The sequence below is a fragment of the Bradyrhizobium sp. SK17 genome, assembly GCF_002831585.1.
Lineage (GTDB): Bacteria > Pseudomonadota > Alphaproteobacteria > Rhizobiales > Xanthobacteraceae > Bradyrhizobium.
This window is the reverse complement of sequence record NZ_CP025113.1, coordinates 3,844,503-3,870,919: the sequence shown is the minus strand read 5'-3', so window position 1 is coordinate 3,870,919 and position 26,417 is coordinate 3,844,503. Positions and strand designations below refer to the sequence as shown.

General features: G+C 65.3%; 26 protein-coding genes. 11 read left to right on the top strand and 15 right to left on the bottom strand.

Features of this window, described 5'->3' with window-relative positions:
• Positions 1 to 912 carry an NAD(P)-dependent oxidoreductase gene (locus CWS35_RS17825; RefSeq protein ID WP_100956474.1) on the top strand — a complete coding sequence of 304 codons (912 nt, stop codon included), beginning with the start codon at positions 1 to 3 and terminating at the stop codon, positions 910 to 912.
• A gap of 144 nt (positions 913 to 1,056) precedes the next feature.
• Positions 1,057 to 1,452, top strand: coding sequence for a hypothetical protein (locus tag CWS35_RS17820; RefSeq protein ID WP_157817179.1), 396 nt, complete (start codon positions 1,057 to 1,059; stop codon positions 1,450 to 1,452).
• A 6-nt stretch (positions 1,453 to 1,458) separates the two neighbouring features.
• On the opposite strand, the gene CWS35_RS17815 is transcribed toward CWS35_RS17820, so the two are convergent.
• Positions 1,459 to 2,535, bottom strand: a complete 1,077-nt coding sequence (locus CWS35_RS17815) for a tartrate dehydrogenase (RefSeq protein ID WP_100952803.1) — start codon at positions 2,533 to 2,535, stop codon at positions 1,459 to 1,461.
• A 168-nt stretch (positions 2,536 to 2,703) separates the two neighbouring features.
• Here CWS35_RS17815 and CWS35_RS17810 point away from each other — a divergent pair, with 168 nt between their 5' ends.
• Entirely contained in the window at positions 2,704 to 3,480 is a 777-nt protein-coding gene (locus tag CWS35_RS17810) for an SDR family oxidoreductase (protein ID WP_100952801.1), read from the top strand.
• Between the two features lie 133 nt (positions 3,481 to 3,613).
• On the opposite strand, the gene CWS35_RS17805 is transcribed toward CWS35_RS17810, so the two are convergent.
• Positions 3,614 to 4,465, bottom strand: a complete 852-nt coding sequence (locus CWS35_RS17805) for an alpha/beta hydrolase (protein ID WP_100952799.1) — start codon at positions 4,463 to 4,465, stop codon at positions 3,614 to 3,616.
• Positions 4,466 to 4,553: 88 nt separating this feature from the next.
• Here CWS35_RS17805 and CWS35_RS17800 point away from each other — a divergent pair, with 88 nt between their 5' ends.
• A complete protein-coding gene (locus CWS35_RS17800; RefSeq protein ID WP_100952797.1) occupies positions 4,554 to 5,975 on the top strand; it encodes an amidase in 1,422 nt (473 codons plus the stop codon).
• A gap of 6 nt (positions 5,976 to 5,981) precedes the next feature.
• Here CWS35_RS17800 and CWS35_RS17795 read toward each other — a convergent pair whose 3' ends face one another.
• Positions 5,982 to 6,614 carry a TetR/AcrR family transcriptional regulator gene (locus CWS35_RS17795; protein ID WP_100952795.1) on the bottom strand — a complete coding sequence of 211 codons (633 nt, stop codon included), beginning with the start codon at positions 6,612 to 6,614 and terminating at the stop codon, positions 5,982 to 5,984.
• Positions 6,615 to 6,790: 176 nt separating this feature from the next.
• Here CWS35_RS17795 and CWS35_RS17790 point away from each other — a divergent pair, with 176 nt between their 5' ends.
• The 5 genes from CWS35_RS17790 (at position 6,791) to CWS35_RS17770 (ending at position 11,631) form a co-directional block, all read left to right on the top strand.
• On the top strand, positions 6,791 to 6,997 hold the full coding sequence (locus CWS35_RS17790) for a ferredoxin (protein WP_016842874.1): 207 nt from the start codon (positions 6,791 to 6,793) through the stop codon (positions 6,995 to 6,997).
• 79 nt (positions 6,998 to 7,076) lie between these two features.
• Entirely contained in the window at positions 7,077 to 8,303 is a 1,227-nt protein-coding gene (locus CWS35_RS17785; protein ID WP_100956472.1) for a cytochrome P450, read from the top strand.
• 81 nt (positions 8,304 to 8,384) lie between these two features.
• Complete coding sequence (locus tag CWS35_RS17780) at positions 8,385 to 9,707, top strand: MFS transporter (protein WP_100952793.1); 1,323 nt, start codon at positions 8,385 to 8,387, stop codon at positions 9,705 to 9,707.
• Positions 9,708 to 9,719: 12 nt separating this feature from the next.
• Positions 9,720 to 10,382, top strand: a complete 663-nt coding sequence (locus tag CWS35_RS17775; RefSeq protein ID WP_100952791.1) for a sulfite oxidase-like oxidoreductase — start codon at positions 9,720 to 9,722, stop codon at positions 10,380 to 10,382.
• A gap of 28 nt (positions 10,383 to 10,410) precedes the next feature.
• A complete protein-coding gene (locus tag CWS35_RS17770) occupies positions 10,411 to 11,631 on the top strand; it encodes a bifunctional alpha/beta hydrolase/OsmC family protein (protein ID WP_100952789.1) in 1,221 nt (406 codons plus the stop codon).
• Between the two features lie 120 nt (positions 11,632 to 11,751).
• On the opposite strand, the gene CWS35_RS17765 is transcribed toward CWS35_RS17770, so the two are convergent.
• Entirely contained in the window at positions 11,752 to 13,209 is a 1,458-nt protein-coding gene (locus CWS35_RS17765; protein ID WP_100952787.1) for a PLP-dependent aminotransferase family protein, read from the bottom strand.
• Positions 13,210 to 13,298: 89 nt separating this feature from the next.
• Between CWS35_RS17765 and CWS35_RS17760 the strand changes: the two genes are divergently transcribed.
• Positions 13,299 to 14,198: a DMT family transporter gene (locus tag CWS35_RS17760; RefSeq protein WP_100952785.1), complete on the top strand. Its 900-nt coding sequence runs from the start codon at positions 13,299 to 13,301 to the stop codon at positions 14,196 to 14,198.
• 250 nt (positions 14,199 to 14,448) lie between these two features.
• Positions 14,449 to 15,414, top strand: a complete 966-nt coding sequence (locus CWS35_RS17755) for an alpha/beta fold hydrolase (RefSeq protein ID WP_100956470.1) — start codon at positions 14,449 to 14,451, stop codon at positions 15,412 to 15,414.
• A gap of 113 nt (positions 15,415 to 15,527) precedes the next feature.
• Here CWS35_RS17755 and CWS35_RS17750 read toward each other — a convergent pair whose 3' ends face one another.
• From CWS35_RS17750 to paaX, 11 genes are all read right to left on the bottom strand, one after another.
• On the bottom strand, positions 15,528 to 16,583 hold the full coding sequence (locus tag CWS35_RS17750; protein WP_100952784.1) for a YeeE/YedE family protein: 1,056 nt from the start codon (positions 16,581 to 16,583) through the stop codon (positions 15,528 to 15,530).
• A 143-nt stretch (positions 16,584 to 16,726) separates the two neighbouring features.
• Entirely contained in the window at positions 16,727 to 17,758 is a 1,032-nt protein-coding gene (locus tag CWS35_RS17745; RefSeq protein ID WP_245439010.1) for a zinc-binding alcohol dehydrogenase family protein, read from the bottom strand.
• Between the two features lie 76 nt (positions 17,759 to 17,834).
• Positions 17,835 to 19,316: an indoleacetamide hydrolase gene (gene iaaH / locus CWS35_RS17740; RefSeq protein WP_210202806.1), complete on the bottom strand. Its 1,482-nt coding sequence runs from the start codon at positions 19,314 to 19,316 to the stop codon at positions 17,835 to 17,837.
• Positions 19,317 to 19,468: 152 nt separating this feature from the next.
• On the bottom strand, positions 19,469 to 20,800 hold the full coding sequence (paaK, locus tag CWS35_RS17730) for a phenylacetate--CoA ligase PaaK (protein ID WP_100952780.1): 1,332 nt from the start codon (positions 20,798 to 20,800) through the stop codon (positions 19,469 to 19,471).
• Positions 20,801 to 20,819: 19 nt separating this feature from the next.
• Positions 20,820 to 21,290, bottom strand: a complete 471-nt coding sequence (gene paaI / locus CWS35_RS17725; RefSeq protein WP_100952778.1) for a hydroxyphenylacetyl-CoA thioesterase PaaI — start codon at positions 21,288 to 21,290, stop codon at positions 20,820 to 20,822.
• 131 nt (positions 21,291 to 21,421) lie between these two features.
• Positions 21,422 to 22,501, bottom strand: coding sequence for a 1,2-phenylacetyl-CoA epoxidase subunit PaaE (gene paaE, locus CWS35_RS17720; RefSeq protein WP_100952776.1), 1,080 nt, complete (start codon positions 22,499 to 22,501; stop codon positions 21,422 to 21,424).
• Between the two features lie 126 nt (positions 22,502 to 22,627).
• Entirely contained in the window at positions 22,628 to 23,131 is a 504-nt protein-coding gene (gene paaD, locus CWS35_RS17715) for a 1,2-phenylacetyl-CoA epoxidase subunit PaaD (RefSeq protein ID WP_100952774.1), read from the bottom strand.
• Complete coding sequence (gene paaC / locus CWS35_RS17710; protein WP_024579340.1) at positions 23,125 to 23,901, bottom strand: 1,2-phenylacetyl-CoA epoxidase subunit PaaC; 777 nt, start codon at positions 23,899 to 23,901, stop codon at positions 23,125 to 23,127. Before paaC ends, paaD begins: the two co-directional genes overlap by 7 nt.
• 143 nt (positions 23,902 to 24,044) lie before the next feature.
• Positions 24,045 to 24,332 carry a 1,2-phenylacetyl-CoA epoxidase subunit PaaB gene (gene paaB / locus CWS35_RS17705; protein WP_024579339.1) on the bottom strand — a complete coding sequence of 96 codons (288 nt, stop codon included), beginning with the start codon at positions 24,330 to 24,332 and terminating at the stop codon, positions 24,045 to 24,047.
• A 12-nt stretch (positions 24,333 to 24,344) separates the two neighbouring features.
• The gene (gene paaA / locus CWS35_RS17700; RefSeq protein ID WP_100952772.1) at positions 24,345 to 25,337 is read right to left on the bottom strand and encodes a 1,2-phenylacetyl-CoA epoxidase subunit PaaA; all 993 of its coding nucleotides are present in this window, start codon (positions 25,335 to 25,337) and stop codon (positions 24,345 to 24,347) included.
• Positions 25,338 to 25,413: 76 nt separating this feature from the next.
• Positions 25,414 to 26,283, bottom strand: coding sequence for a phenylacetic acid degradation operon negative regulatory protein PaaX (paaX, locus tag CWS35_RS17695; protein WP_100952770.1), 870 nt, complete (start codon positions 26,281 to 26,283; stop codon positions 25,414 to 25,416).
• Between the last annotated feature and the right edge of the window lie 134 nt (positions 26,284 to 26,417).

Below are 26,417 nucleotides of genomic sequence, written 5' to 3'. Positions count from 1 at the left end.
ATGCGCGCAGTGTTCGTCGACGCCAATGAATCGCTCGCCGTCATCACGGAGCGCCTGGAAAAATCCGGCGATCCCGCGATGCGGATCAACCGCAACCCGGACATCAAGTCCGAGGACTATCCGGCCGTGCTCGACGGCGCCGAGATCGCGGTGGTCGATCACACCGCGCTGCCGACCGACGTCGCGAAGAGGTGCGCCGGCCTGAAGCACGTCGTGTTCCTCGGCACCGGCGCACGCAGCTACATGAACCCGGAAGAGCTTGCCGAGCTCGGCATCGCCGTGCATCTGATCAAGGGCTATGGCGATACCGCGGTCGCGGAGTCGGCGATCGCGCTGATGTGGTCGTCGGCGCGGGTGATCGCGCAGATGGACCGCGAGATGCGCGCCGGCAATTGGCTGCGCGAGGACGGCATGCAGCTTACCGGCAAGACGCTCGGTCTAGTCGGCTTCGGCGGCATCGCCGCCGAGGTCGCCCGTATCGCGCTCGGCAGCGGCATGAAGGTGATCGCCTGGAACCGGTCGCCCAAGAGCCATCCGGGCGTCGAATTCACCGAGCTCGATACCGTGCTGGCGAACAGCGACGTGGTCTCGATCCATCTGCTGTTGAACGACGAGACCCGCGGGATGATCACGCGCGACAGGATCGCGAAGATGAAGCAGGGCGTGGTGCTGATCAACACCGCGCGCGGCGCCATCGTCGACGAGCAGGCGATGATCGATGCGCTCAACTCGGGCCACATTCGCCACGCCGGCCTCGACGTCTACAACATCGAGCCGCTGCCCAAGGATCATCCGCTGACGAAAATCCCGAACGTGACGCTGTCGGCGCACTCCGCATTCCGCACGCCCGAAGCGAGCGAGAACCTGATCCATGCGGCATGGGAGCATTGCCGACGGATCGTGAAGAAGTAATCGTAGGATCGTAGGGTGGGTTAGCGAAGCGTAACCCACCGATCTTGCGGCCGCGGAAGATGGTGGGTTACGCCTTCGGCTAACCCACCCTACGCATTATCCCCCGACTTGGTCCGATTGTCTTATCGGTCCATGGCGTCCGCGTTGAATGTCAACAGTCGGCGGTTCATTGCCGCGGATGGTTACCAAAATTCGAGCATCGCCTATGCGGAACCACCAGACATCGTCGTCCATTTGCTCGATATGCAGCCACTGATCGACGACAAGCTCATCGAAAATCCCTTGGTTCTCAAATTCTATGCTTCTGCCTTGCTCGTGAGCAAGGACGCGCCATCGCCCACCCGGCTTGTTGATCGATTCCGTCCCCATGTCGATGCTCTTTGGCTCGTGTTGCAGCTAGCGTCTTCCTCCCTTCTCCCCTTGTGGGAGAAGGTGGTGCGGACGCAGTCCGCGTCGGACGAGGGGTTCTCTCCGCGGATAGAGACCCCTCACCCCGCTTCGCTGCGCGAAGCGACCCTCTCCCACAAGGGGAGAGGGTGAAGCCAACTAATCCACCATCTCCGCGACCGCCTTGCCGCATGCCGTCGTATCGGCGTTGCCGCCGAGGTCGCGGGTGCGCAGGGTGCGTTCGCCCAGCGTCCGCTCGATCGCGCCGACGATGGCGGCCGCCGCCTGCTTCTCGCCGAGATGCTCCAGCATCATCGCGCCCGACCAGATCATGCCGATCGGGTTGGCGATGCCTTGGCCTGCGATGTCGGGCGCCGAGCCGTGCACCGGCTCGAACACCGAGGGGAAGTCGCCTTCCGGATTGATGTTGCCCGACGGCGCGATGCCGATCGTGCCGGTGCAGGCCGGCCCGAGGTCGGACAGGATGTCACCGAACAGGTTGGAGCCGACCACGACGTCGAACCAGTCCGGATGCAGCACGAAGTTCGCGGTGAGAATGTCGATGTGGTACTTGTCCCACTTCACGCCGGGATATTTCTTGGCCATTGCCTCCACGCGCTCGTCCCAATAGGGCATAGTGATGGAGATGCCGTTCGACTTGGTCGCCGAGGTCAGATGCTTCTTCGGCCGCGACTGCGCGAGATCGAACGCGAATTTCAGGATGCGATCGACGCCGGTGCGGGTCATCACGGTCTGCTGCGTGACGAATTCACGGTCGGTGTCCGGGAACATGCGGCCGCCGACCGAGGAATACTCACCCTCGGTGTTCTCGCGCACCACCCAGAAATTGATGTCGCCGGGCTTGCGGCCCGCCAGCGGCGACGGCACGCCGGGCATCAGCCGCACCGGGCGAAGGTTGACGTACTGGTCGAACTCGCGGCGGAACTTGATCAGCGAACCCCACAGCGAGATGTGATCCGGGATCTTGGCCGGCCAGCCCACGGCGCCGAAATAGATCGCGTCGTGTTTGCCGATCTTGTCCTTCCAGTCGGCCGGCATCATCTCGCCGTGCTTCTCGTAATAGTCGTAGGAGGCAAAGTCGAAATGGTCGAACTTGAGGTCGACGCCGTGCTTCTTGGCGGCCGCCTCGATGACGCGCAGGCCCTCGGGCATCACTTCCTTGCCGATGCCGTCGCCGGGAATGACCGCAATCCGATACTGCTTTTTGCTGCTCATCGAGAACACCCTTGTGATTTGCCCGGCCGGCAATGCCGCCTATCCTGATCGCCCTGCAATGGACCAAACTTCGCACGAGCGCAACGCTGCAGTGCAGTGTTGACCGCCGCGCGACCCTGCCCCACCAAATACGCTGACATTCGTTCCTCATACCAAGCGAGACATCCCATGGATCTGCATCTGCGCGGCAAGCGTGCCCTGATCACCGGCGCCTCCAAGGGCATTGGCGCGGCCGCCGCCGAAGCCTTTGCCGAGGAAGGCGCCAACCTGCTGCTCGCCGCGCGCAATGGCGACCAGCTCAAGGCGCTCGCCCAGCGGCTGCGTTCCGCGCACCAGATCGATGCCGCGACCAGCGTCGTCGACCTGCGCAAATCCGAAGACCTGGCGCGGTTGGCAAAGGAAGCCGCCGACATCGATATCCTGGTCAACAATGCCGGCGACATCCCCGGCGGCTCGATCGACAAGATCGACGAGGCGACCTGGCGGCACGCCTGGGAGCTCAAGGTGTTCGGCTACATCAACCTGACGCGCGCGATCTATACCCAGATGAAGGCACGCGGCGGCGGCGTCATTGTCAACGACATCGGCGCGGCCGGCGAGAAGTTCGACGCCAACTACATCTGCGGCAGCGCCGGCAATGCGGCGCTGATGTCGTTCACCCGCGCGCTCGGCGGCAAGAGCCTCGCCGACAACATCCGCGTCGTCGGCATCAACCCCGGCCCCGTCGGCACCGACCGCCACGTCACCCTGCTCAAGACCCGCGCCAAGAACCAGTTCGGCGATGAGAACCGCTACAAGGAATTCCAGAAGGGCCTGCCGCTCGGCCGCCCCGCGCATGCGCGCGAGATCGGCGACCTGATGGCGTTCCTGGCGTCCGATCGCGCGGGCTACACGTCGGGTGTGATCTACACGGTCGATGGCGGGCTGACGTCGGGGTGGGGTTAGGCTCTCTCCGCGTCATTGCGAGCCAACGGGTCGCGCGAACGCGCGCCCGATGACAGGCTCCGCGAAGCAATCCATGCTTCAGCATGTGCGGAGCGATGGATTGCTTCGTCGCTTCGCTCCTCGCAATGACGGCTTAGGTCGCCGTCCGCTCGAACAACTGCCGGATCAGCGTCGTGATCCGGCCCTGCGGCGCCTGCATCTCGTGCATGATCGAGAAGTGATCGGCGCCGGCGATCTCCTCATAGGTAACCGGCAAGCCGTAGCGGGCGCGATGGCCGGCGAAATCGGCAGTCTGCTTGCGCAGCAGCGGCAGCTCGGCGCTGCCGACCACCAGCGACAGCGGTTTTGCCGTACCGCCTTGTTGCATCATCGGCGAATTGCGCCGCGAGGCGGCTTCATCGAGCCTGAGCTTCTCGTTGAGGTAGGAGTGCCTGATCGGCTCGAGGTCATAGATGCCCGAGATTGCCATGCCGGCCCGGACATGGGCGTTCGACAGCGCCATCGATGTCAGGTGACCGCCAGCCGACCAGCCCGACACCACGATGGCCTCGACGGCGGCACCGAGTGTGGACAATTGCCCGGCAAGAAAATCGATGCCGACATGGACCTCCGCGACGATATCGTCGAGCGTCGCATCCGGCGCCAGCGTGTAGCCGATCAGCGCGACATTGATGCCATGCGCCATCGGTCCCTCGGCAAAGATCGTGAACACCTCCTTGGCACGGGTCTGCCAATAGCCGCCGTGGACGAACAGCAGCGTCGGCGCGCCGTCGCGGACTTTCAGGAAATCGATCCGGTTGCGCTCACGCGGTCCATATCGCAGGTCGATATGGTCGGGATGTAGCTGCCGCAGCGCCGCCGAGCGCTGCTCCCAGCCGGCAGCGATCTCGGCACTGCCCTTGACGGCGACGCCGTTGTTCAAGCCGAGGTCGCGCTCCTGCTGGCTCATCGCGCGCCAGTCCAGCGCGGAAAACAACGCTGCCATCCCTGCCCCTTCGGTTCGCGTCGCATTGCCACGACGGCAGGAAATGTTCTACAGCACAAGGAAACGTAAGGCATAGGAGCAACGGCGCATGGCTGATCAGGGCTTGGTGAAGGAAACGGCTTGTGCCGTCGTCGACAAACTGAAAGCCGGTGACGTCACGCCGCTCGATCTGCTCGACGTGCTGGAGAAGCGCATCGCCGAGGTCGACGGCAAGGTCAACGCGCTGCCGACCCTGTGCTTCGATCGCGCCCGGAGCCATGCCAGGGCGCTGATGCAGAAGCCGGCCAGCGAACGCGGCCTGCTCGCGGGCCTGCCCGTTCCGATCAAGGACCTCACCGCCGTCTCCGGCGTGCTGACCACCCTGGGCTCGCCGATCTTCAAGGACAATGTCCCGGCAAAGTCGGACATCCTGGTCGAGCGCATCGAGCAGAACGGCGGCGTGATCTACGCCAAATCGAACACGCCGGAATTCGGTGCTGGCGCCAACACCTTCAACGAAGTGTTCGGCCCGACCCGCAATCCCTGGGACACGTCACGCTCGGCGGCCGGCTCCTCCGGCGGCGCCGCAGCGGCGCTCGCCAGCGGCACCGCGTGGCTCGCGCACGGCTCCGACATGGGCGGCAGCCTGCGCAACCCAGCGAGCTTCTGCGGCGTCGTCGGGCTGCGGCCGTCGATCGGACGCGTCGCGCAGACGCCGAAATTCGGCGTCGATCGCACGCTCGGCCAGCAGGGACCGATGGCGCGCAATGTCGAGGACCTCGCGCTGCTGCTCGACGCGATGGGCGGCGAGCACGCCGCTGACCCGCTGTCGCTGCCCACGCTGCCGGCATCGTTCCTCTCGGCGGCGCGCTCGAACCGGAAGCCGAAGCGCATCGCCTACTCACCCGATTTCGGCATCACGCCTGTCGATCCCGAGGTCAAGGCCGTGACCCGCAAGGCGGCCGAGCGTTTCACCGAAGCCGGCGCGATCGTCGAGGAGGCATCGCCCGATTTCAGCGAAGCCCATGAATGCTTCCACGTGCTGCGCGCCTTCGACTTCGCGATCAGCAAGGCCGAATTGCTGCGCACCAAGCGCGACCAGCTCAAGCCGGAGGTGATCTGGAACATCGAGGAAGGGCTGAAGCTCACCGTCGAGAAGCTCGAGCGCGCCGAGGCGCAGCGCGTCGCAATCACCACGCGGGCGCTCGAATTCTTCGACAAGTACGACCTGCTGCTGGCACCTGCGACCATCGTCGCGCCGTTCCCGGTCGAGCACCGCTACGTCGCCGAATGCGACGGCAAGAAATTCGACAATTACGTCGAATGGCTCGGCATCGTCTATGCGATCACGCTGGCTTGCTGCCCGGCGCTGTCGCTGCCCTGCGGCTTCACCGCGTCGGGCCTGCCGGTCGGGCTGCAAATGGTGGCCAAGCCACGCGCCGAGGCACAGCTGCTGGCCGGCGCGAAGGTGCTGGAGGATATTCTTGGCGTGCGCGGCACCACTCCGATCGATCCGCGGCCGCCGAGGTAAGGCGGCCTACGCCTTATCTTCCGTCGCCTGCAGCGCGACCGACAGTGCGAGCTTGGTCTGCTCGACGATCTCGTCCATCAGCTCCTCGCGGCTGATCTGACCGACCTCGCCGGTGAGCAGGCCCTGTTCGGCGAGCATCACGATGCCGTGCAGCCCGGCCCAGATCTTCAGCGCCTGCCGTTCGCGCAACAGCCCGACCGCCGGCGCCTCGAACGACTCGATCAGCAGCGCCAGCGTTTCCATTGCCGCAACGTGCAGCTCGCTGCCGACCGGCGCGCAGGCCATGGTTCGGGACGCGAACATCAACCGGTAGATGCCGTGGCGCTCGAGCCCGAAGGCGAGCGCGGCCTGGGCAAAGCGCGACAGCTTCGAGCCCTTGCCTGGCAGCTCGATCGCCTCGCGCATGATCACGTTGAACTGCCGGAACGCCTCCGCGGTCACCGCCTCCAGCAGCGCCTCGCGGTCGGCGAAGTGCCGGTATGGCGCCGGTTGCGAGACGCCGAGCTGCTTGGCCAGCGCCTTGATGCTGATCGCTTCCGGCCCGCCAAGCTCGACCTCGCGCAGCGCGGCCTGGATCAGGGCCTCGCGGAGGTCGCCATGGTGGTAGGTCTTGAACGGCTTACGAACGATTTGTCCCATTGCGGCAATGATCGCTGAATTTTCGCTTGACGCGCAAGCACGACGATAATGTAATATGCTATAACTTGGCGATCCGGTTAAGAGGCTGGCCGCCCAAGCAAGCTAGAACTTGCATAAATTGAAATGGGGAACCCGGCGCGCCCCGCTGCGCGCCAGAGCCGAGGGAGAGCGCTTGCATGTCCAAGCTCAGAATCCGCGTCGACCAGGATAAATGCCAGGGTCACGCCCGCTGCAAATCACTCGCCCCTGAACTGTTCGAGCTCGACGAATACGGCAACGCCCATGAAGTGGGCGACGGCACCGTCCCCGCCGGGCTCGAGGACAAGGCCTGGCTGGCGCAGACCAATTGCCCGGAAATCGCGATCGAAGTCACCGAGGAATAGCGCAGGCCAACCGGGAATGGCCACCGCGCCGCCCGTTTGCACCGACCCGCATTTGATCGAACGAGAAGGAAACGAGCTGATGTCCGATTCCCCGTCCGCGAGCTATCTGCCCGAGCATCCCCCGGTCACCGACTGGGTCCATGATTTCGACCACACTGACCCGGTCTGGACCGACGACCCGTTCCCGATCTGGGAGACGCTGCGCGCGGCCTCGCCGGTGGTGCACACCGAGCGCTTCCTCGGCTGCTACATGCCGACCACCTACCAGGCGGTGAAGGAGATCGCCTACGACACCGAGCATTTCTCCTCGCGGCGCGTCATCGTGCGCGACGTCCGCCCCGAGATTTCCGCCCGCGCGCCGCCGATCACCTCCGATCCGCCGGAGCACAAGCCGGCCAAGCAGGTGCTGCTGCCGCCGTTCACGCCGGATGCGATGAAGCGGCTGGAGCCGCGGGTGCGCGCGATCTGCAACGAGCTGATCGACGAGTTCATCGCCGACGGCCATTGCGACGCCGCGGCGCGCTACACCAAGCACATCCCGGTGCGCGCCATCGCGCACATGCTGGGAATTCCCGAGAAGGACGGCGACCTCTTCATCAAATGGATCCACCAGATCCTCGAGCTCGGCATCCGGAACGAAGAGGAGCTGATGAAGGGCGTGCGCGAGATGACCGGCTATTTCATGGCCCATCTCGAGCAGCGCAAGCTTCAGCCGGGCGACGATCTGATCTCGCAGCTGCTGCGGGCCAAGGGTCCCGGCGGCCAGCCGCTGACCGACGAGCACGTGCTCGGCTCGCTGCGGCTGCTCTTGATCGCCGGCATCGACACCACCTGGAGCGCGATCGGCTCCTCGCTCTGGCACCTCGCCAGGACGCCGGCCGATCGCGAGCGCCTGGTCGCGGAGCCGGCGCTGATCCCGATCGCGATCGAGGAATTCCTGCGCGCCTACTCGCCGGTGACGATGGCGCGCGAGGTGATGAAGGAGACCACGATCTCCGGCTGCCCGGTCAAGCCCGGCAACATGGTGCTGCTGTCCTTCCCCGCGGCCAACCGTGACCCCGCGATGTTCCCCGATGCAGACAAGGTGGTGATCGACCGCAAGGAGAACCGCCACGCCGCCTTCGGCCTCGGCATCCACCGCTGCGTCGGTTCCAACCTGGCGCGGATGGAGATGCAGGTTGCGATCGAGGAATGGCTGAAGCGGATTCCGGATTTCCGCCTCGACCCGGCCGGCCAGGTCACCTGGTCGGAAGGCACGGTGCGCGGTCCGCGTCAACTGCCGGTTCTGTTCGGCAAGAACGCCTGAGGAGCAGGACGGCAGTTACATCGCCTACCCCAATGAGGTAGCTTCCCCGGAATCGAACTGACGAGTCCGGGAGGCTAGCCTATGACCGATCAAACCGCTCAACCCGCGAGCGATCATCTCGACATCCACGACGTCGAGCGGCGGGTGAAGGCGATCTTCATCGGCTCGGTCGGCAATCTCGTCGAGTGGTACGACTTCTACGCCTATACCGCGTTCGCGCTGTGCTTCGCGCCGGCGTTCTTCCCGCACAGCGACCCGGTGGTGCAGCAGCTCAATGCCGCGGTGCTGTTCGCCGCAACCTTCCTGATGCGCCCGCTCGGCGGCTGGCTGTTCGGCTTCATCGCCGACCGCTACGGCCGGCGGTTGTCCTTGACGCTCTCGGTGGTCTGCATGTGCTTCGGCTCACTGATCATCGCGGTGACGCCGACCTACGAGACCATCGGCTTTGCGGCCCCTGCGATCCTGGCGCTCGCGCGCGGCATCGAGGGCCTGAGCCTCGGCGGCGAATATGGCGCCAGCGCCACCTATCTCAGCGAGGTCGCCGACCCCAAGCACCGCGGCTTCTATTCCAGCTTCCAATACGTCACCCTGATCGGCGGCCAGCTCACCGCGATCATCGTGCTGCTGTTGCTGCAAAAGGTGTTCCTGACGCCGGATGAATTGAGGGCCTGGGGCTGGCGGATTCCGTTCGTGATCGGCGCCATGCTCGCGATCATCGCCGCGGTGATGCGGCGCGGCCTGCACGAGACCGAGGCGTTCGAGGAAGCCAAGAAGGTCTCCAAGCCGACCGGCTCGATCGTCGGCCTGTTGAACTATCCGCGCGAATTGCTGCTGGTGGTCGGCCTCACCGCCGGCGGCACCGCGGCGTTCTACACCTTCACCACCTACATGCAGACCTTCGTGAAGCTGTCGGTCGGCCTCACCGAGGACCAGACCACCTTCGTGATCTTCGGCTCCCTGATCTTCGCGACCTTCTTGCAGCCGATCTACGGCGCGCTGTCCGACCGCATCGGCCGCAAGCCGCTCTTGATCTTCTTCGGCGTAGTCGGCACGCTGGCGACGGTCCCGATCCTGACCGCGCTGAAGGACACCAAGTCGCCATTCACTGCGTTCTTGCTGATCTGCGCCGCCTGGATCTTCGTCGCCGGCTACACCTCAATCAACGCGATCGTGAAGGCCGAGCTGTTCCCGACCAATGTCCGGGCGCTCGGCGTCGGCCTGCCCTACGCCATCACGGTGTCGATCTTCGGCGGCACCGCGCCGGCGATCGCGCTCTATTTCAAGAGCATCGGGCATGAGGATTGGTTCTACTATTACCTCAGCGGCATGATCTTCCTGTCGCTCCTAATCTACTCGACCATGCGCGACACCAAGCACGAATCCGCGATGCATCGCCACGAATGACGGCCGGACGCCATGACCGACGATCAGGAACCGCCCGAGAGCAAGCTGACCCGCAGCAAGCAGCGCTGGGCGCGCGAAGGCAAATTCATCACCGGCAAGATCACCCGGCCGGACGAGGCGCGCCTGCCGCCGGGCCAGCATCTGACCGCCGACTGGCCGGTGCTCGATCTCGGGCTGCTGCCCAAGGTCACGCGGGAGCGCTGGTGGCTCGATGTCTACGGCGCGGTGGAGCAGACGATCTACTGGACCTGGCCGCAATTCATGGCCCAGCCGCAGACGCAATTCGTCTCCGACATCCATTGCGTCACCACCTGGTCGCGTTACGACAACCAGTGGGAGGGGCTCGCCACGCGCGACCTGCTCGCCGCCTGCCGGCCGCGCGCGGACGCACGCTTCGTCGCGCTGCATTGCTATGACGGCTACACCACCAACCTGGCGCTGGAGGATTTCGCCGCCGAGGACGCGCTGCTCGCCCATAGCTGGTCGGGCAAGCCACTGGAGAAAGAGCATGGCGGCCCGGTGCGGCTGGTGGTGCCGCATCTCTATTTCTGGAAGAGCGCCAAATGGCTACAGCGCATCGAATTCCTGACCGCGGACGCGCCCGGCTTCTGGGAGGTGCGCGGCTATCACAATCGCGGTGATCCCTGGGCCGAACAGCGCTATTCTGGCGACTGACAACCAGCAACGACGATGGAGCCCGCCCGTGCCGCACGAACGCTTTCAATTCACCGGTGTCGGCGGCCATCAGCTGGCCGCGGCGCTTGATACGCCGGATGGCCCGATCAAGGCCTATGCGCTGTTCGCGCACTGCTTCACCTGCGGCAAGGACGTGCTGGCGGCAAAGCGGATCGCGACGGCACTGGCCGCCAAGGGCATCGCGACGCTGCGGTTCGACTTCACCGGGCTTGGCTCCAGCGAGGGTGAGTTCGCCAACTCGACCTTTTCCTCCAACGTCGCCGATCTGGTCCGCGCCGCCGACCATCTGCGCGAAACGCGCAAGGCGCCCGCGCTGCTGATCGGCCACAGCCTCGGCGGCGCCGCGATCCTGGCGGCCGCCGGCCAGATCCCCGAAGCGAAGGCGGTCGCCACCATCGCCGCGCCGTCCGATCCGGTCCATGTGACGCATCTCTTCAAGGACCGCATCGAGGACATCCGCGCGCAGGGCGAAGGCGAGGTGTCGCTCGCCGGCCGACCGTTCCGCATCAAGCGCGAATTCCTCGACGACGTCGCCGAGCAGAATTTGATGGCGCAGGTGAAGCAGCTGCACAAGGCGCTGCTGGTGATGCATTCGCCGACCGACGACACCGTCGGCATCGACAATGCCACCAACATCTTCATCGCGGCGAAGCATCCCAAGAGCTTCGTCTCGCTTGCCGGCACCGATCACCTGCTGAGCGGCAAGCAGGACGCCGCCTATGTCGCCGACGTGATCGGCGCCTGGGCCGAGCGCTACATCGACCTCGCGCCGCAGCCGGCAGCAGACACCGGCAGCGCGCCGCGCAACGTCGTGGTGCAGGAGACCCGCAACGGCAAGTTCCAGCAGACCGTCACGACAGGCCCGCACCGGTTGATCGCCGACGAGCCGGTCAGCGTCGGCGGCGATGACAGCGGCCCCGGACCGTACGATTTCCTGCTCACCGGGCTCGGCGCCTGCACCTCGATGACGATGCGCATGTATGCCGACCGCAAGTCGCTGCCGGTCGATCGCATCACGGTGACGCTTCAGCACAGCAAGATCTACGCCAAGGACTGCGAGGAGTGCGAGACGCGCGAGGGCATGCTCGACCAGATCGATCGTGTGATCAGGATCGAGGGCAACCTCGATGCCGATCAGCGCAAGCGGCTGATGGAGATCGCCGACAAGTGCCCGGTGCACAAGACGCTGACATCGGAGGTCCGGATCGTCACCAAGGCAGCGGAGTGAGGGCGCGCTGGCAAATATCGAAAACAACCCCATGCAAAGCGGCCGGCGGCCGAAAGGCACTTGACGCGTCGGGCAACTCAGGGATACATTTCCAATATTCCGAAATTGTGCGAACGCCCTCTACCCGCGCACGGCCCGCTTGCCGGCGAGGCAATTCGCCATGATCCGCACCGCGGTGGCGATCTCGTTCTCGCGCCAGGCGGCAAAGCCGAGCAGGAGGCCGTGGTCGCGCGGCTTCTCCAGCGCGAGGCTCGACAGTGCGCGCACCGCGACGCCCGCCGCGACCAGCCGGGTCACGGCGTTCTGCTCCGCGGCGCCGCCCCTGAAGCGGGCGATCAGCTGCATGCCGCCCGGCGGGACCTCGGCCACAAGCACCGGCGCGAGCTGCCGCGCCAGCGCCGTGGCGAGATGGTCGCGACGCGCGCGATAGATCCGCCGCATCCGCCTGACATGCGCCAGGAAATGCCCATCGGTCATGAAGCCGGCCAGGGCCTCCTGGACGTGCACGGAGGCGATCAGCCCGAGATGCCGCTGCGCGATCTCCATCGTCCGCGCCAGTGACGATGGCACCACCAGATAGCCGATGCGGATATCGGCGGTCATCGCTTTTGCAAAGGTGCCGAGATAGAGCACCCGCCCCTCGCGATCGAGCCCCTGCAAGGCCGGCATCGGGCGGCTGTCATAGTGAAACTCGCCGTCGTAATCGTCCTCGACGATCCAGCTCTTGCCGGGTTCGGCCGCGGCCAGCAGCTCGGTACGGCGCGCCACCGGCATCACCCGCCCGGTCGGGTGCTGGTGCGACGGCGTCGTGAAGATCAGCTTCGGCGCACGTCGCTCGCTCGTGCGCGCCATGCCGTGTTCATCCAGCCTGATGCCGAGGACCTCGGCGCCGGCCGCGCGAAACGCCGCCGCGGCGCCGGGATAGCCGGGATCCTCGGTCCAGACCACGTCGCCGGCGACGATGGTGGTCGCGGCGACCAGCGTCAGCGCGGCCTGCGCCGTCGGCAGGATCAGGATCTGGTCGGTCTCGGCGCGCACGCCCCTGTTGACTTCGAGATAGTCGCGCAAGGCTTCGCGCAAGGCGGGCCGGTTGACCACGGTCTGATCGTTGAAACGCCGGCGCAGCGCGCCGCGGCGCAGGCAGCGCGCCCAGATCTCGTGCGGAAACTCGCGCGCATCCGCGAGCCCGGGACGCAGCGGCCGGAATTCGGCCTGGTATGACAGCGGCCAATCCGCCTCGGAGAGCTGCAAGGCCCAGGGCGACAGCAGCGGTTTGCGCGCCGCCTCGCGCTTTGGCGCAGTGGCAGGCTTGGCAAAATGCGTTTCAATGGCGTCGGCCACGACCGGACGCCGCCGCGCGGCAAGGCGCAGATAGCCCTCGGCCGCCAGTTGCTCATAGGCGTGGATGACCGTGTTGCGCGCCACCTCGAGCTCTGCCGACAGGCTGCGGCTCGATGGCAGCACGGCTCCGCTCCTGATCCGGCCACCCGAGATCAGCGCGCGAAGCTGCTGCGTCAGCTGCGCGGCGAGCCCGGCCTCGTCGGAGCGCTTCAGGGCGAGCAGGTCGGTGAGGATCAATCTGGTCCCTACATTCTACACGGTCTGGCTCTTTTGATAGAACCAGCACGATCCTATTCACAGGGGGTATCGCCTGCAAGGATTCTGTCGTGAACCAATCGCTTTCTCCCGCCAAGGCCGCCGCCCTGTTTGTCGTCGTGGTGCTGGCCTGGGGCATCAACTGGTCGGTCACCAAATCGCTGGTCGAGGCGGTGCCGCCGTTGTGGACCGCATCGATCCGCAGCTGGGTCGCCCTGGTCGCGCTGCTGGTGATCCTGCGCGCCAGCGGAAACCTGATCATTCCTCGGGTCGCCGATGTTCCTGTCGTGCTCAGCGTGGCGCTGCTGCACATGACGTTCTTCTCGACACTGGTCGCCGCCGGCCTGCGCTATCTGCCGGCGAGCAAGGGTATCGTGCTCGGCTACACGACGCCGTTATGGGTCGCGCTTGCCGCCGGCGCCGCACGGACCGAGCGGCTCGGTGCGCTGAAACTCGTCGGGGTCGCCTCCGGACTCGCAGGCCTGTGCGTCATCCTCAACCCGGCATCGCTGGACTGGAGCAATCTGCACGTCATCGCGGGCGCCGGCATGATCATCCTTGCCGCGATCTGCTGGGCAGCGAACATCATCTACATCCGCTCGCACCGCTGGATCGCGACTCCGCTGCAATTGCTGTTGTGGCAGGTGCTGGTCGCCACGCTGGTGCTGACCACAACAGCGCTGGTCACCGAGGGCGTCCCCACCGTGACGTGGTCGCCACACCTCGTGCTGCTGTTCCTCTATTCCGGCTTCATCGGCACCGCGCTGGCCTATTGGGCGATGTCTGTTGTCAACAAGAGCCTGCCGGCGCTGACGACCTCGCTCGGCACGACGGGGACACCAATCGTCGGCATCGTGACCGCGGCGCTGCTGCTCGGCGAGCCGATCGATCTCTCGCTGGCGATCGCCGCAGCGCTGATCGTCGGCGGGATCGCGTTGAGCTCGCTGGCAGATGCACCGGCGCGGGCCTAAAACAGGATGAAGTTAAACTGAAACGGTTTAAGCCACCGATTCGGTCCGCCTCTCCCGACGGAGAGAAGCGAACATCCGTCACGACCTCAGCTCAACCTTGGGCGGTCCTCATAAATCCGGGATACCGCTTTCGAGCGTAAAAGCGACTCTCGACCTCACCCTTAGGGACGTCAGCTTGTGACCCATAGCGGACATATTTCGGCCCACGTTCCTGCGCTTGCTTCCCACTCTCAACACTTGGGAGACTTATTTGCGCAAGGCATTTTGGTCTTTAGTTGTCCTGCTTTCTTGCTCGGCCTTTTCCGCCGATGCCGCTGGTATCCAGCTTTTCAACCATGGTCCTAACTTGACGGGCGCGATCTGGTATCCATGCCAGGACAAGCCGAAAGATGTGGAGCTGGGCGACTTGGGGGTGGGAGTCGACTACGGTCTTGTCGGTGTGAAGGATTGCCCGGTCACTGGGACAAAGCTGCCGCTGATCATCATCTCCCATGGTTATGTCGGCTGGTTCGGCGGGCACCATGACACGGCAGCGGCGCTAGCGGATGCCGGATTTGTCGTTGCGGCAATCAATCACCCCGGCGATTGCGCGAGCGATTCCTCAAAGAAAGACGATCTGTCATCCTACTTGTCGCGGCCGACGGACATGGTCCGTCTGCTCGATTTTGTGCTGCAAGAGTGGAATGGTAGAGCCGTCGTCGATCCCGCGAAGATCGGATTGTTCGGGTTCTCAAAGGGCGGCTACACCGCGCTGGCACTGATTGGAGCCGCGCCAGATTTTGGCCGTGTTGCGCGCGGTTGCACGGATGCGTCGAAATTCTGCGAGCAAATTAGGAACACCGACATTCCTGCCTTGGCACAGGACGCGCGCATTCGCGCCGCTGTGATCGCCGACCCGATACCAGGTTTCTTCACTCAATCAAATTTGGCCGCCATCACGATTCCAGTGCAGTTTTGGCGAGCGGAGGTTGGAATTGGGGTTATTGATCCCGAAGGCACGGCGAGAGTCGCCCGTGCGCTACCGGGAAAGCCAGAGATTCACGATGTGCCTGCCGGGCACTTTGCGTTCGCAGCGCCATGCTCGCCGCAACTAAAGGCCGCGCTGCCCCGCATCTGCGCCGACAAGCCCGCGGGGTTTGATAGGTTAGCGTTTCATCGCGAATTTAACAGGAGCGTTGCTCGATTCTTCCATGAGCAACTGGTCGCGGGCAATTGACGGGTTTCGACGGACGAGTCCGCTTCTGGCCCTTAGCGGACATTCACTTAAGCATCTTGAATGTCAGCCTTTGACGGCAATCCGGAATCTCGCAGATCATCGCTTTCTTAGCGTCAAGCCGTTGCAGGCGGCCTGACCCGAAGCGCGCCGCGCAGGCCGGCGCCGGTGCCGAGCATGATGCCGGCGATGGCGATGAAGGATGACAGCGACAGCGTCGACAGTCCGGTCAGCCCCTGCCCGACCGAGCAGCCGAACGCCATCACGCCACCCACGCCCATCAGCGCGGCGCCGCTCGCCGAGCGCAGCATGTGCTGCGGCGAACGGTAACCCTCGAGCTGAAAACGTCCGGTGGCAAGCGCCGTGATCAGGCTGCCCGCGAACACGCCGAACACGGTGACGATGCCGAAATTCAGCGTCGATCCGGTCGAGAGCATCACGTATTGCAGCGCGTCGGCGATCGGCGCGATGAAGGTCAACGACGTCACCGGCACCGGATTGAAATCGTCGGCCCCGAGATGGCCGGTCGCATACCAGCCTCCGGCCACCAACAGGCCAACGATCAGGCCGGCCGCGATCTGTCCCGGCGATCTTCGGAACGGTGGGTGCGCTAGAGCGAAAGCGATCAGCACAGCCGCAAGCACGGAGGCTGCGACCATCCGTGCCGGCACCGCACCGAGGCCCGCGCTCGCCAGCAGGGCCGGCACCGAATTGACGGCGACGGTGGCCTGCGAAATCTGCACCATCGCGATCCGCGCTGGCGCAATCAGGCCCTTCAGCGTCATCTCGGCGACGATGCCGAGCACGATCACGACCACGAAGGACCGCAAATTGCCGCGCCCGAGCAGCACCAGCGCCCGCGAGCCGCAGCCGTTCGACAGCACCATGCCGTAGCCGAACAGCAGCCCGCCGAGGAACATCACCGGCGCCGAGAATAACGGTTGCAGATAGATCGACTTGCCGAGATCGACGAGCCCGGCCGCGGCCAGTAGCTGCGAGGCCGCGATCGCAACCCCCATTGCCAGCGCATAGGTACGCGCCAGCCGGCCGTCGCCCTCCGCCCACCAGCCGCGCAGGCCGCTCATCATGCAAAAGCCGCTGAGCAAGCCGACCGAGCCATAGATGAGGCCGATGATCAGGGCAGCGAGGATCACGATCGTGGCGGGGTCCATGGAAGTCCCTCAGAATTCGTCATTGCGAGCCAACGGGTCGGCGCGGAGCGCCGCCCGATGACAGGCTCCGCGAAGCAATCCATATCACCGCAACAAGAGAGAGTGGATTGCTTCGTCGCTTCACTCCTCGCAATGACGGTGAATTACGGCCGCAGGATCACGCGGTCGCGCGACGAGCCTGCCACGGCAACGAACGCTGCCCTGGCCTGCTCCAGCGGATAGATCGCCCCCGGCTTGATCGGGAACGGCTTCAGATGTCCGCTGGCGAAGCCCGGCGCGAGCTCGCGCAGCACCTCACCGGTCGCAACCGACGACAACGCCAGCGTGTCGATGCCGACATAGGTGTGCTGGCCGCGGTAGAATTCGAGGATGTTGAACTGCACGATGCGGTCGACCGCGGCGATCAGGATCTGGCGGCCGCGCAGCGCCAGCGATTTGTGCGCGGCCTGGAAATAGGGATCGCCAACCGTGTTGTAGACGATGTCGGCGCCCTTGCCGCCGGTCAGCTCGCGCGCCCGCGCCGCGACATCCATGGCCGAGGCATCGATCACCTCGACCGGCACATTGCTGTGGCCCTCATAGGGCTCGCGCTTGCGCACCACGCCGATCACGCGCGCGCCGTGCCAGCTCGCGATCTGCACCGCGGCCTGGCCGACCTTGCCGTTGACGCCCATCACCAGCACGGTCTCGCCCGGCTTCGGCAGGCCGGCGCGACGCAAGCCTTCCATCGCGGTGACGAAGGGCACGCCGATCCCTGCCGCCTCGTCCCAGGAAATGCCGGCGGGCTTTTCCACCACCGCATCGGCCTCGACCACCAGATGGGTGGCATGGGTGCCGTCGCGGCGGATGCCGAGATCGCCGGACGAGCCGAACACTTCGCGCCCGATCAAGCCGGAGGGGCCGTCGATCACGACGCCGGCATAGTCGCGGCCGGAGGTGCGCGGGAACACGGCATAGGGCATCAGCCCGGTCGCGGCTTTCACGTCGGATGGATTGACCGCCGCGGCCTTCACCTCGATCAGGACATCGTTGTCGCCGCGCGACAGCGCATGCGTCTCGACAACCGGTCCCACCGCGGCAGCACTCTCCGCCTTCGCCAGCAGGCGGACGCAGCGGGCGTCGACAGGACGATTTGCTTGCGGGGCCGGCGGCATGAGCATTCCAGTCTTGGTCATATTGGCGGCCTGACGGCCTCAGACATGACTAATCGACTGACCGATCAATTCAAGGGGCTTGTTGATGGCGACGACATCAGAGCTTCGGTGGCGGGGCCACGCCCAGGATCGCCTCGATCGACAGGCCGAACCCAAGCAGCTTTGCATCGCTGCCGACCGGACCATCGAGCTCGAGCCCCACCGGCAGGCCGCCAGGCGTCATGCCGGCATACAGCGACAGGCCGGGAAGGCCCGCATTGCTGCCGGGATCGGTGTTGCGGATCATGGTGCTGAAGGTCTGCACCGGCGCGCCGCCATTGACCGACATCTCGCCGGACCCGGTCTTCTCGTCGATCACAGGCGCCGGCGCGATCGTGGTCGGAAACAGGATGGCATCCAGTCGATTGTCCCTGAGATACGCGGCGTAGATCGCCTGAAGCGCCGGCCGCTGGACCTTGATCGCATCGTCATAAGCAGCGCCGAAAGCATCCGCCGTGATGGCACCGAAAGCACCCACCACGTCGGGACTGACGACACCGGCTGCGATGTCGGACAGCGTGATCCCCTCGATCCCGGACGCGGCGAGCCAGGCCGGGATATCGGCGATCGGTTCGTGCAGCGCGACCACGAAAGACACCTTTTCGTTCTGCTCGAACAGGCCGGGCATATCGACATCGACCAGTACGGCGCCCGCTGCCGTGAGCCGGGCGCAGGCTGCGCGGGCGACGGCTTCGACATCGCGATCAAGCCCGCTCCAGAAGCAGGCGGGAGTGCCGAGGCGCACACCGCGCAACGGAATGGCCGTGGCCAGGGGCGTGCCCGTGATGACAGAATCGAGCAGCGCGACGTCGGCGACCGTGCGGCCCATCGGGCCTACGGTGTCGCGGGTATGGCTGATCGGAACCACCTGGTTGTCGTCGTGATAGCGTCGCTCGGCGCCGCCATTGCCGACCGACGGCCGGAGCCCGACGGTCCCGGTCAGCGCCGCGGGCACGCGGGTCGAGCCGCCGGTGTCCGATCCGAGGCCGCAGGTCGTGATCCGCGCGGCGATCGCCGCCGACGTCCCGCCTGACGAGCCGCCCGGGATCCTGTTCGTGTCGTACGGATTCCGCACCGGTCCTGCGAACGGCGCGAGATTGGTGCTGGTGATGCCGAAGGCGAGCTCGTGCAGATTGGCCTTGCCGATCACGACGGCACCGGCGTCGAGCAGCTTTTGCAGCGACGGCGCATTGCGCGCGGGCCGCGCGTGTCGCAGCGCCGGCGTGCCGCCCGATGTCGGCAGGTCCGACGTGTTGATGTTGTCCTTCACGACGATGGGAAGCCCGGCCAGCGCGCCGGTGCGCTTCCCGGCATCGACCTCGCGCGCCGCGGCCAACGCGCCATCGCGGTTCAGCAGGATGAAGGCGTTGAGGTGCTTGAGCCGCTCCGCGCGATCGAGCGCCGCCTCGACGACGCTGACCGCGGTCACCTTGCCGCTGCTTATAGCGGCAACGATCTCCGCGGCGGTTGCTTCATTGCTATCGGCCATGCCCTGCGCCCTCTTGGATTGCGGCAGGGCAATCGCATATGGCGCTGCCATTTCCACACTCGTCATGGCCGGGCTTGTCCCGGCCATCCACGTCTTTCTTCGCAAGGAAATGGAGACGTGGATGCCCGGGACAAGCCCGGGCATGACGGAGTTTGTGGGGAGTCGCGCGCATATGCGATAGCCCTACGGATGCGGGCGAGAGGCTATTCTTTCGGCCGCTTGTCGTAAACACGTTTCGCCTTGCCGAGCGAACGTTCCAGCGTTTCGGGCGCAACGACGCGAACGCGGGTCGAGATGCCGATCGTGTTCTTGATGAAGGCGGAGACCTTCTCGGCGTGTGCGGTCAGCCCTGCACCGTCCCAGCTCTCGGGCCGCGCCTCGGCGAGCACCGTCATCTCGTCCATGCGGCCTTCGCGGGTCAGCTCGATGACGAAGTGTCCGCCGCACCAGTCGGTCGCCAGCAAGGCTTCCTCGATCTGGGTCGGGAACACGTTGACCCCGCGCAGGATGATCATGTCGTCGGAGCGGCCGGTCACCTTCTCCATCCGTCGCATGCCGGGCCGCGCCGTGCCGGGCAACAGCCGCGTCAGGTCGCGGGTCCGGTAGCGGATGATCGGGAAGCCTTCCTTGGTCAGCGAGGTGAACACCAGCTCGCCCTTCTCGCCGTCAGGCAGCACCTTGCCGGTCAAGGGATCGATCACCTCCGGATAGAAGTGATCCTCCCAGATGTGCAGGCCGTCCTTGGTCTCCACGCATTCCTGCGCGACACCGGGACCGATCACTTCCGACAGGCCGTAGATATCGGTGGCATCCATGTCGAAGGCCTGCTCGATCTCGACGCGCATCGCATTGGTCCACGGCTCGGCGCCGAAGATGCCGAACTTCAGCGACGACTTGCGCGGGTCGAGGCCCTGCCGCTTGAACTCGTCGAGGATCGCCAGCATGTAGCTCGGCGTCACCGTGATGATGTCGGGCCGGAAGTCGTTGATCAGCTGCACCTGGCGCTCGGTCATGCCGCCGGAAATCGGGATCACGGTGCAGCCCAGCCGCTCGGCGCCGTAATGCGCGCCGAGGCCGCCGGTGAACAGGCCATAGCCATAGGCATTGTGCATCAGCATGCCCTTGCGGCCGCCGGCGGCGCGGATCGAGCGCGCCATCACATCCGCCCAGGTGTCGATATCAGCCCTGGTGTAGCCGACCACGATCGGCTTGCCGGTGGTGCCGGACGAGGCATGCACCCGCACCAGTTGCTCGCGCGGCACCGCGAACATGTTGAAGGGATAATTGTCGCGCAGATCGGTCTTCACCGTGAACGGAAACTTGGCGAGATCGGAAAGCTGCCTGAAGTCCGTGGGGTGCACGCCCGCGGCGTCGAACGCCTTCTTGTAGTGCGCGACATTGTCATAGGCATGTTTGAGCGACCAGCCGAGCCGCTTGGTTTGCAACGTCATGATCTCGTCGCGCGAGGCGCGTTCGGCCGCATCGAGCTCGGCTTGGTAGCCGCCGTCCTTGACCTTGAGCTTTGCCGTTGCCATCGACGTTTCCCCCGCAACCCTATGCCTTGATGTCCGTGTCCGGCAGCCAGGTGCCCTGGATCACGCGCGAATGTCCGCGGAATTCGGCGATCACGCTGTCACCGGCGGTGACGCGCACGTCGTAGATTCCAGAGCGGCCGCTGCGCGAGACCTCGCGCGCCGTCGCCACCAGGCGATCACCGAGCTTGCCCGGGCGGATGAAGGTGACATTGCCCTGCGCCGCCACCGCGCGATCGTTGCGGCTGTTGCAGGCAAACGCGAACGCCGAATCGGCCAGCGTGAAGATGTAGCCGCCATGGCAGATGCGCTGGCCATTGACCATGTGCGACTGCACCGTCATCGCCATCGTCGCCTGCCCCGGCTTGATCTCGACCAGCTCCATGCCGAGGCCCTTGCTGGCGTCGTCTTCCTTCCACATCGCATCCGCGCAGGCGCGGGCCAGATCTTCCGGCGTCAAGTCTTCTGATGATAGCGTGGCCTTCACGTTCACATCGAACTCCCTGTGGGCGAGCCCGTTACAGCGGGCCTCTTGGTGTCAAACTAATCTCAAGCGCAACGCTCGGCGGGTCAACGCTACTTCCGTCATTCCGCGGCACGCGGAGCGCGAGCCCGGAATGACCGCTAGACATGGTCATAATCGACCACGACCTTGCCGGAGCACGGCTTGGCCTGACAGGTGAGGATGAACCCCGCCTTGAGCTCCCACGGCTCCAGTGAATAGTTCAGGTCCATCGGCGCCTCGCCTTCGACCAGCTTGGCGCGGCAGGTCGAGCACATGCCGCCCTTGCAGGCGAATGGCAGGTCCATGCCGGCGCGCAGCGCGGCATCCAGGATCGACTCGCCATCGGCCACCGGCACCTCGCGGTGCTTGCCGTCGATGATCAGGCCTGCGATCGCCTTCGGCGGCGCACCGGCGGCAACGACGACCTTCGGACGCGGCTTGCCGCCGAACTCCGACACGAAGCGTTCGACATGGATGCGCTCGTCGGCGATGCCGATCTCGCGGCAGGTGGCCTCGATGGTCTCGCTCATCGCGGCGGGGCCGCAGACGAAGACGTGATCGACGGTCGCGGCCGGCACCAGCGAGCGCAGCAGCAGGCGCACCTTGTCGCCGTCGAGCCGGCCGTGTAGGATCGGGATGTCCTGCTCCTCGCCTGAAATGACGTGGAACACCGACAGCCGCTGCATGAAGCGGTCCTTCAATTCCTCCAGCGCTTCGCGGAACATGACGCCTTCGGTGGTGCGGTTGCCGTAGAACAGGAAGAAGCGGCTGTCCGCTTCCCGCGCCAGCACGCCCTTGATGATCGAGAGGATCGGGGTGATGCCGCTGCCGGCCGCAAAGCCGACATAGGTCCGCGCCTCGCCTGCCGCGTGAGCGATGCCGAAGCGGCCGGTCGGCGTCATCACGTCGAGCTCGTCGCCGGTTCTGAGTTCATCGGCGGCCCAGTTCGAGAATGCACCGCCGTCGACCTTCTTCACCGCGATGCGCAGCTCGCCATCGTCGGGGCCGGAGCAGATCGAATAGGAGCGGCGAACCTCCTCGCCGTCCATCGTGGTGCGCAAGGTCAGGTACTGGCCGGGCGTGAAGCGGTAGTCGCCTTGCAGATCATCGGGGATCGCAAAGGTCATGGAGACGGCGTCCGACGCCTCGCGGCGCAGATCGCTGACGGACAGACGGTGGAATCGCGGGGTCAAGGACATCGCCTATCTCTCCCCGTCATTGCCAGGAGCGAAGCGACGAAGCAATCCATCTATCTCCGTGTAGAGAAATGGATTGCTTCGCTTCGCTCGCAATGACGGACTTGGCAGCTCGAAACGACATCATGATCAATGACACTTGAAGTAGTCGAAGGGTTCACGGCAGCTCTTGCAACGCCACAGCGCCTTGCAGGAGGTCGAGCCGAATTCGGAGAGCAGCTCGGTATCGCCGGAGCCGCATTGCGGGCACGCGACCTGCTGCTCGCCGAACAGCGCGCGGCGCGAGGAGCCCGGCAGCGGCGGCGCGATGCCGTACTCCCTGAGCTTGCGGCGGCCGTCCTCGCTCATCCAGTCGGTGGTCCAGGCCGGCGACAGCACGGTACGGACCTTCGGCGCATGAATGCCCTCGCGCTCGAGCGCGAGCTCGATCTCGAGCGCGATCATGTTCATCGCGGGACAGCCGGAATAGGTCGGCGTGATTGCGACCTCGACACGGCCGTCGTGCACCGCGACGTCGCGCAGCACGCCGAGATCGGCGATGGTCAGCACCGGGATTTCCGGATCGACCACCTGCGCGGCCGCGCTCCAGGCGCGCCGGCGCAGATCGGCATCGCTGAGTGCTGCCGTCACCATGTCGCCCCCGGGAAGGTGCGCTGGAGGGACTGCAACTCGCTGAGCAGATGACCGAGATGCTCGCTGTGGCTGCCGACGCGGCCGCCCTGCTGCATCCAATCGCTCTTCGGCAGCGCCAGCGTCGCCTCGTCGACGATGTCGCCAATCGTCTTGAGCCAGCGCGCCTTGAGCGTCGCAGGATCGATTGCGATGCCGGCATCGATCAGGCCGCGCTCGCCATCGTCGACCGCGAACATCTCGCCGGTATAGGCCCAGAGGTCATCGATCGCGTTCTGCGCGCGGCGGTGGCTCTCCTCGGTGCCGTCGCCGAGCCGGACAATCCACTCCGACGAATGCCTGACATGATAGGCGCTTTCCTTCTCCGACTTCGCCGCGATCGCGGCCAGCGTCGGATCGGACGATGCCATCATCGCGCGCCAGTACAGATCGGCGAACGCCGCATAGAAGAACTGGCGCACCATGGTGCGGGCGAAGTCGCCGTTCGGCTGCTCGACCAGCAGCAGATTGCGGTACTGCCTGACGTCGCGCAGATAGGCGAACTTGTCCTCGTCGTTGCCACGGTCTTCGACCTTGGCCGCGTAGCTGTAGAGCTCGCGGGCCTGGCCGAGCAGATCGAGGCCCATATTGGCGAGCGCCATATCCTCTTCCATCGCCGGCGCATGGCCGCACCATTCGGACAGCCGGTGGCCGAGGATCAGCGCGTCGTCGGCGCGGCGCAACGCGTACAGCACCAGCGGCGTTTCGGAGACTTCGATGTTGGCGGTTGCCATGTTCTAGTTCACCTGCATCCACTTGCCCGGCGTCATCCTGAGGAGCCTGCGTAGCAGGCGTCTCGAAGGATGGCCGCGGTTACGATCGGGGCGTCGTGGTTCGAGACGCCGCATACGCGGCTCCTCACCATGACGGGTGAAATTCACATATGCCCGACTTCGTCGGGCACGTCGTAAAACGTCGGGTGGCGATAAATCTTGGATTCCGCCGGCTCGAACATCATGCCCTTCTCGGACGGGTCCGACGCGGTGATCGCGTTCGAGGGCACCACCCAGATCGACAGCCCCTCGCCGCGGCGGGTGTAGATGTCGCGCGCGGCCTGCAACGCGAGAGTCGAATCCGCCGCGTGCAGCGAGCCGACATGCTTGTGCGCAAGCCCGTTGCGGCTGCGGATGAAGACTTCCCAGAGCGGAACGTTCGGCGTGGCCATCTTGAGCGCTCCTTATTCGGCGGCTTGTGCGAGCTGGCGACGCTTGCGCTTCTCGGCATAGGCCGCAGCCGCCTCGCGCACCCAGGCGCCGTCCTCATGCGCCTTGCGGCGCGCGGCGAGGCGCTCGCGGTTGCAGGGACCGTTGCCGGCCAGCACCTGCTTGAACTCGTCCCAGTCGATCAGGCTGTGCACCCAATTGCCGTTCTCGTTCTGCGTCATGCCGGGATCGGGAATCGTCAGCCCGAGGAATTCGGCCTGCGGCACGGTGGCGTCGATGAATTTCTGGCGCAGCTCGTCGTTGGAGAAGCGCTTGATCTTCCATTTGGTCGAGGTGTCGCTGTGCTGGCTGACCTGATCCGGCGGGCCGAACATCATCAGCACCGGCCACCACCAGCGATCGAGCGCGTTCTGCGCCATCGCCTTCTGCTCGGCGGTGCCGCGGCACAGCGTCACCATGATCTCGAAGCCCTGGCGCTGGTGGAACGACTCCTCCTTGCAGACGCGGATCATCGCGCGTGCATAGGGACCGTAGGAGCAGCGGCACAGCGGGATCTGGTTCATGATCGCCGCGCCGTCGACCAGCCAGCCGATGGTGCCGATGTCGGCCCAGGTCAGGGTCGGGTAATTGAAGATCGAGGAATATTTCGCCTTGCCCGAGAGCATGCCGTCGACCAGCTCCTCGCGCGAGGTGCCGAGCGTCTCGGCGGCGGCGTAGAGATAGAGCCCGTGGCCGCATTCGTCCTGCACCTTGGCGAGTAGCGCAGCCTTGCGGCGCAGCGACGGCGCGCGGGTGATCCAGTTGCCCTCGGGCAGCATGCCGACGATTTCGGAATGGGCGTGCTGGGATATCTGCCGGGTCAGCGTCTTGCGGTAGGCCGCGGGCATCCAGTCGTTCGGCTCAATACGCTCATCGGCATCGATGCGGGCCTGGAACTGACTGGCACGGGCGACATCCTCGACGCCGCGTTCGTCGCCGTCGGATGAGTTGAGCGCCTGCGTGTACATGGCCGACCTCCCAGTGTGTTGTTAGGCAGTAATATATAACACAAATTTTGAAATGCAACCTATTTTTGTAATATGTTCAGACATCCTCGAACCGGCGTGCCACAGCCCCGTTGGGCCTAGGCAGCACCCCGTCTTCATTGGTTGCGTGCTCGTCAAGCCATTGTTCCGACAGCGAAAGCACGCCGCGATAGATCTCGCCGCAGAGTTTTCGCGCCGCCCTGCCCGGCCAGTCCTTCGGCAGCAACTGATAGGGCAGCAGCGGGTCGCGCAGCACGACCCGGCGGTAGTGGTGGATCAGCAGGATGCGCGCGGTGAAGGCATCCGCGTCGCTCAGCGTCTCGCCCCGGACGATCGCGCCGTGCAGCGGCGCGAACGTCTTCATGAACTTCAGATAGGCGTCCGCGGTGCGATCGAGCGGCCAGCTCTCGCTGAGCAGGCGGCGGCCGCTGTCGTCTTCCGCTGACACTTCGAGACGGATCGCGCGCGACGCTTCATCGGGGATCGGCACGCCCGACGGCGCGACCCACACACCGGGCAGCGGACTGCCGAAGCCGGCATTCTTCAGCGCCTCGCGCGCGGCGTCGCGGTCCTCGGCATTGCCGATCAACAGCAGCTCGAAACGGCCGGTCCAGTCCGACGGCGGCGGATCATAGATGTGCCGGGTCGCGGTGTCGAAGGTCTGCCGCCCCTTGGTGTTGAGACGATAGAAGCTGTTGCGGCCGAGCTTGCTGCGCTCGAGCCAGCCGTCGGCAGCGAGCCGCGACATCGCGGTGCGCACCACATTGCCGTCGATGTCGAGCGACTTGAAGAATTCCAGCAGCGTGCCGAGCCACACCGCGCCGCCACGCGGCACGATGGCATCGCCGAACACGGTGATGATGATCGAGCCGGTGCGCGACGGTTCGCGCTTCAGCTGGTCGACGATGCGGGCAAGCGGCTGCGGCATGCCTCAACGCATAGCGCGTTTTGTCGAGTCACGACAATGCGGGTGCTTCCCCTTCTCCCCGCGTGCGGGGCCGAGACGAGCGAAGCTCGCTCTGAGAAGGTCGGGATGAGGAGGGCTCTCCGCGTTCACGGTGA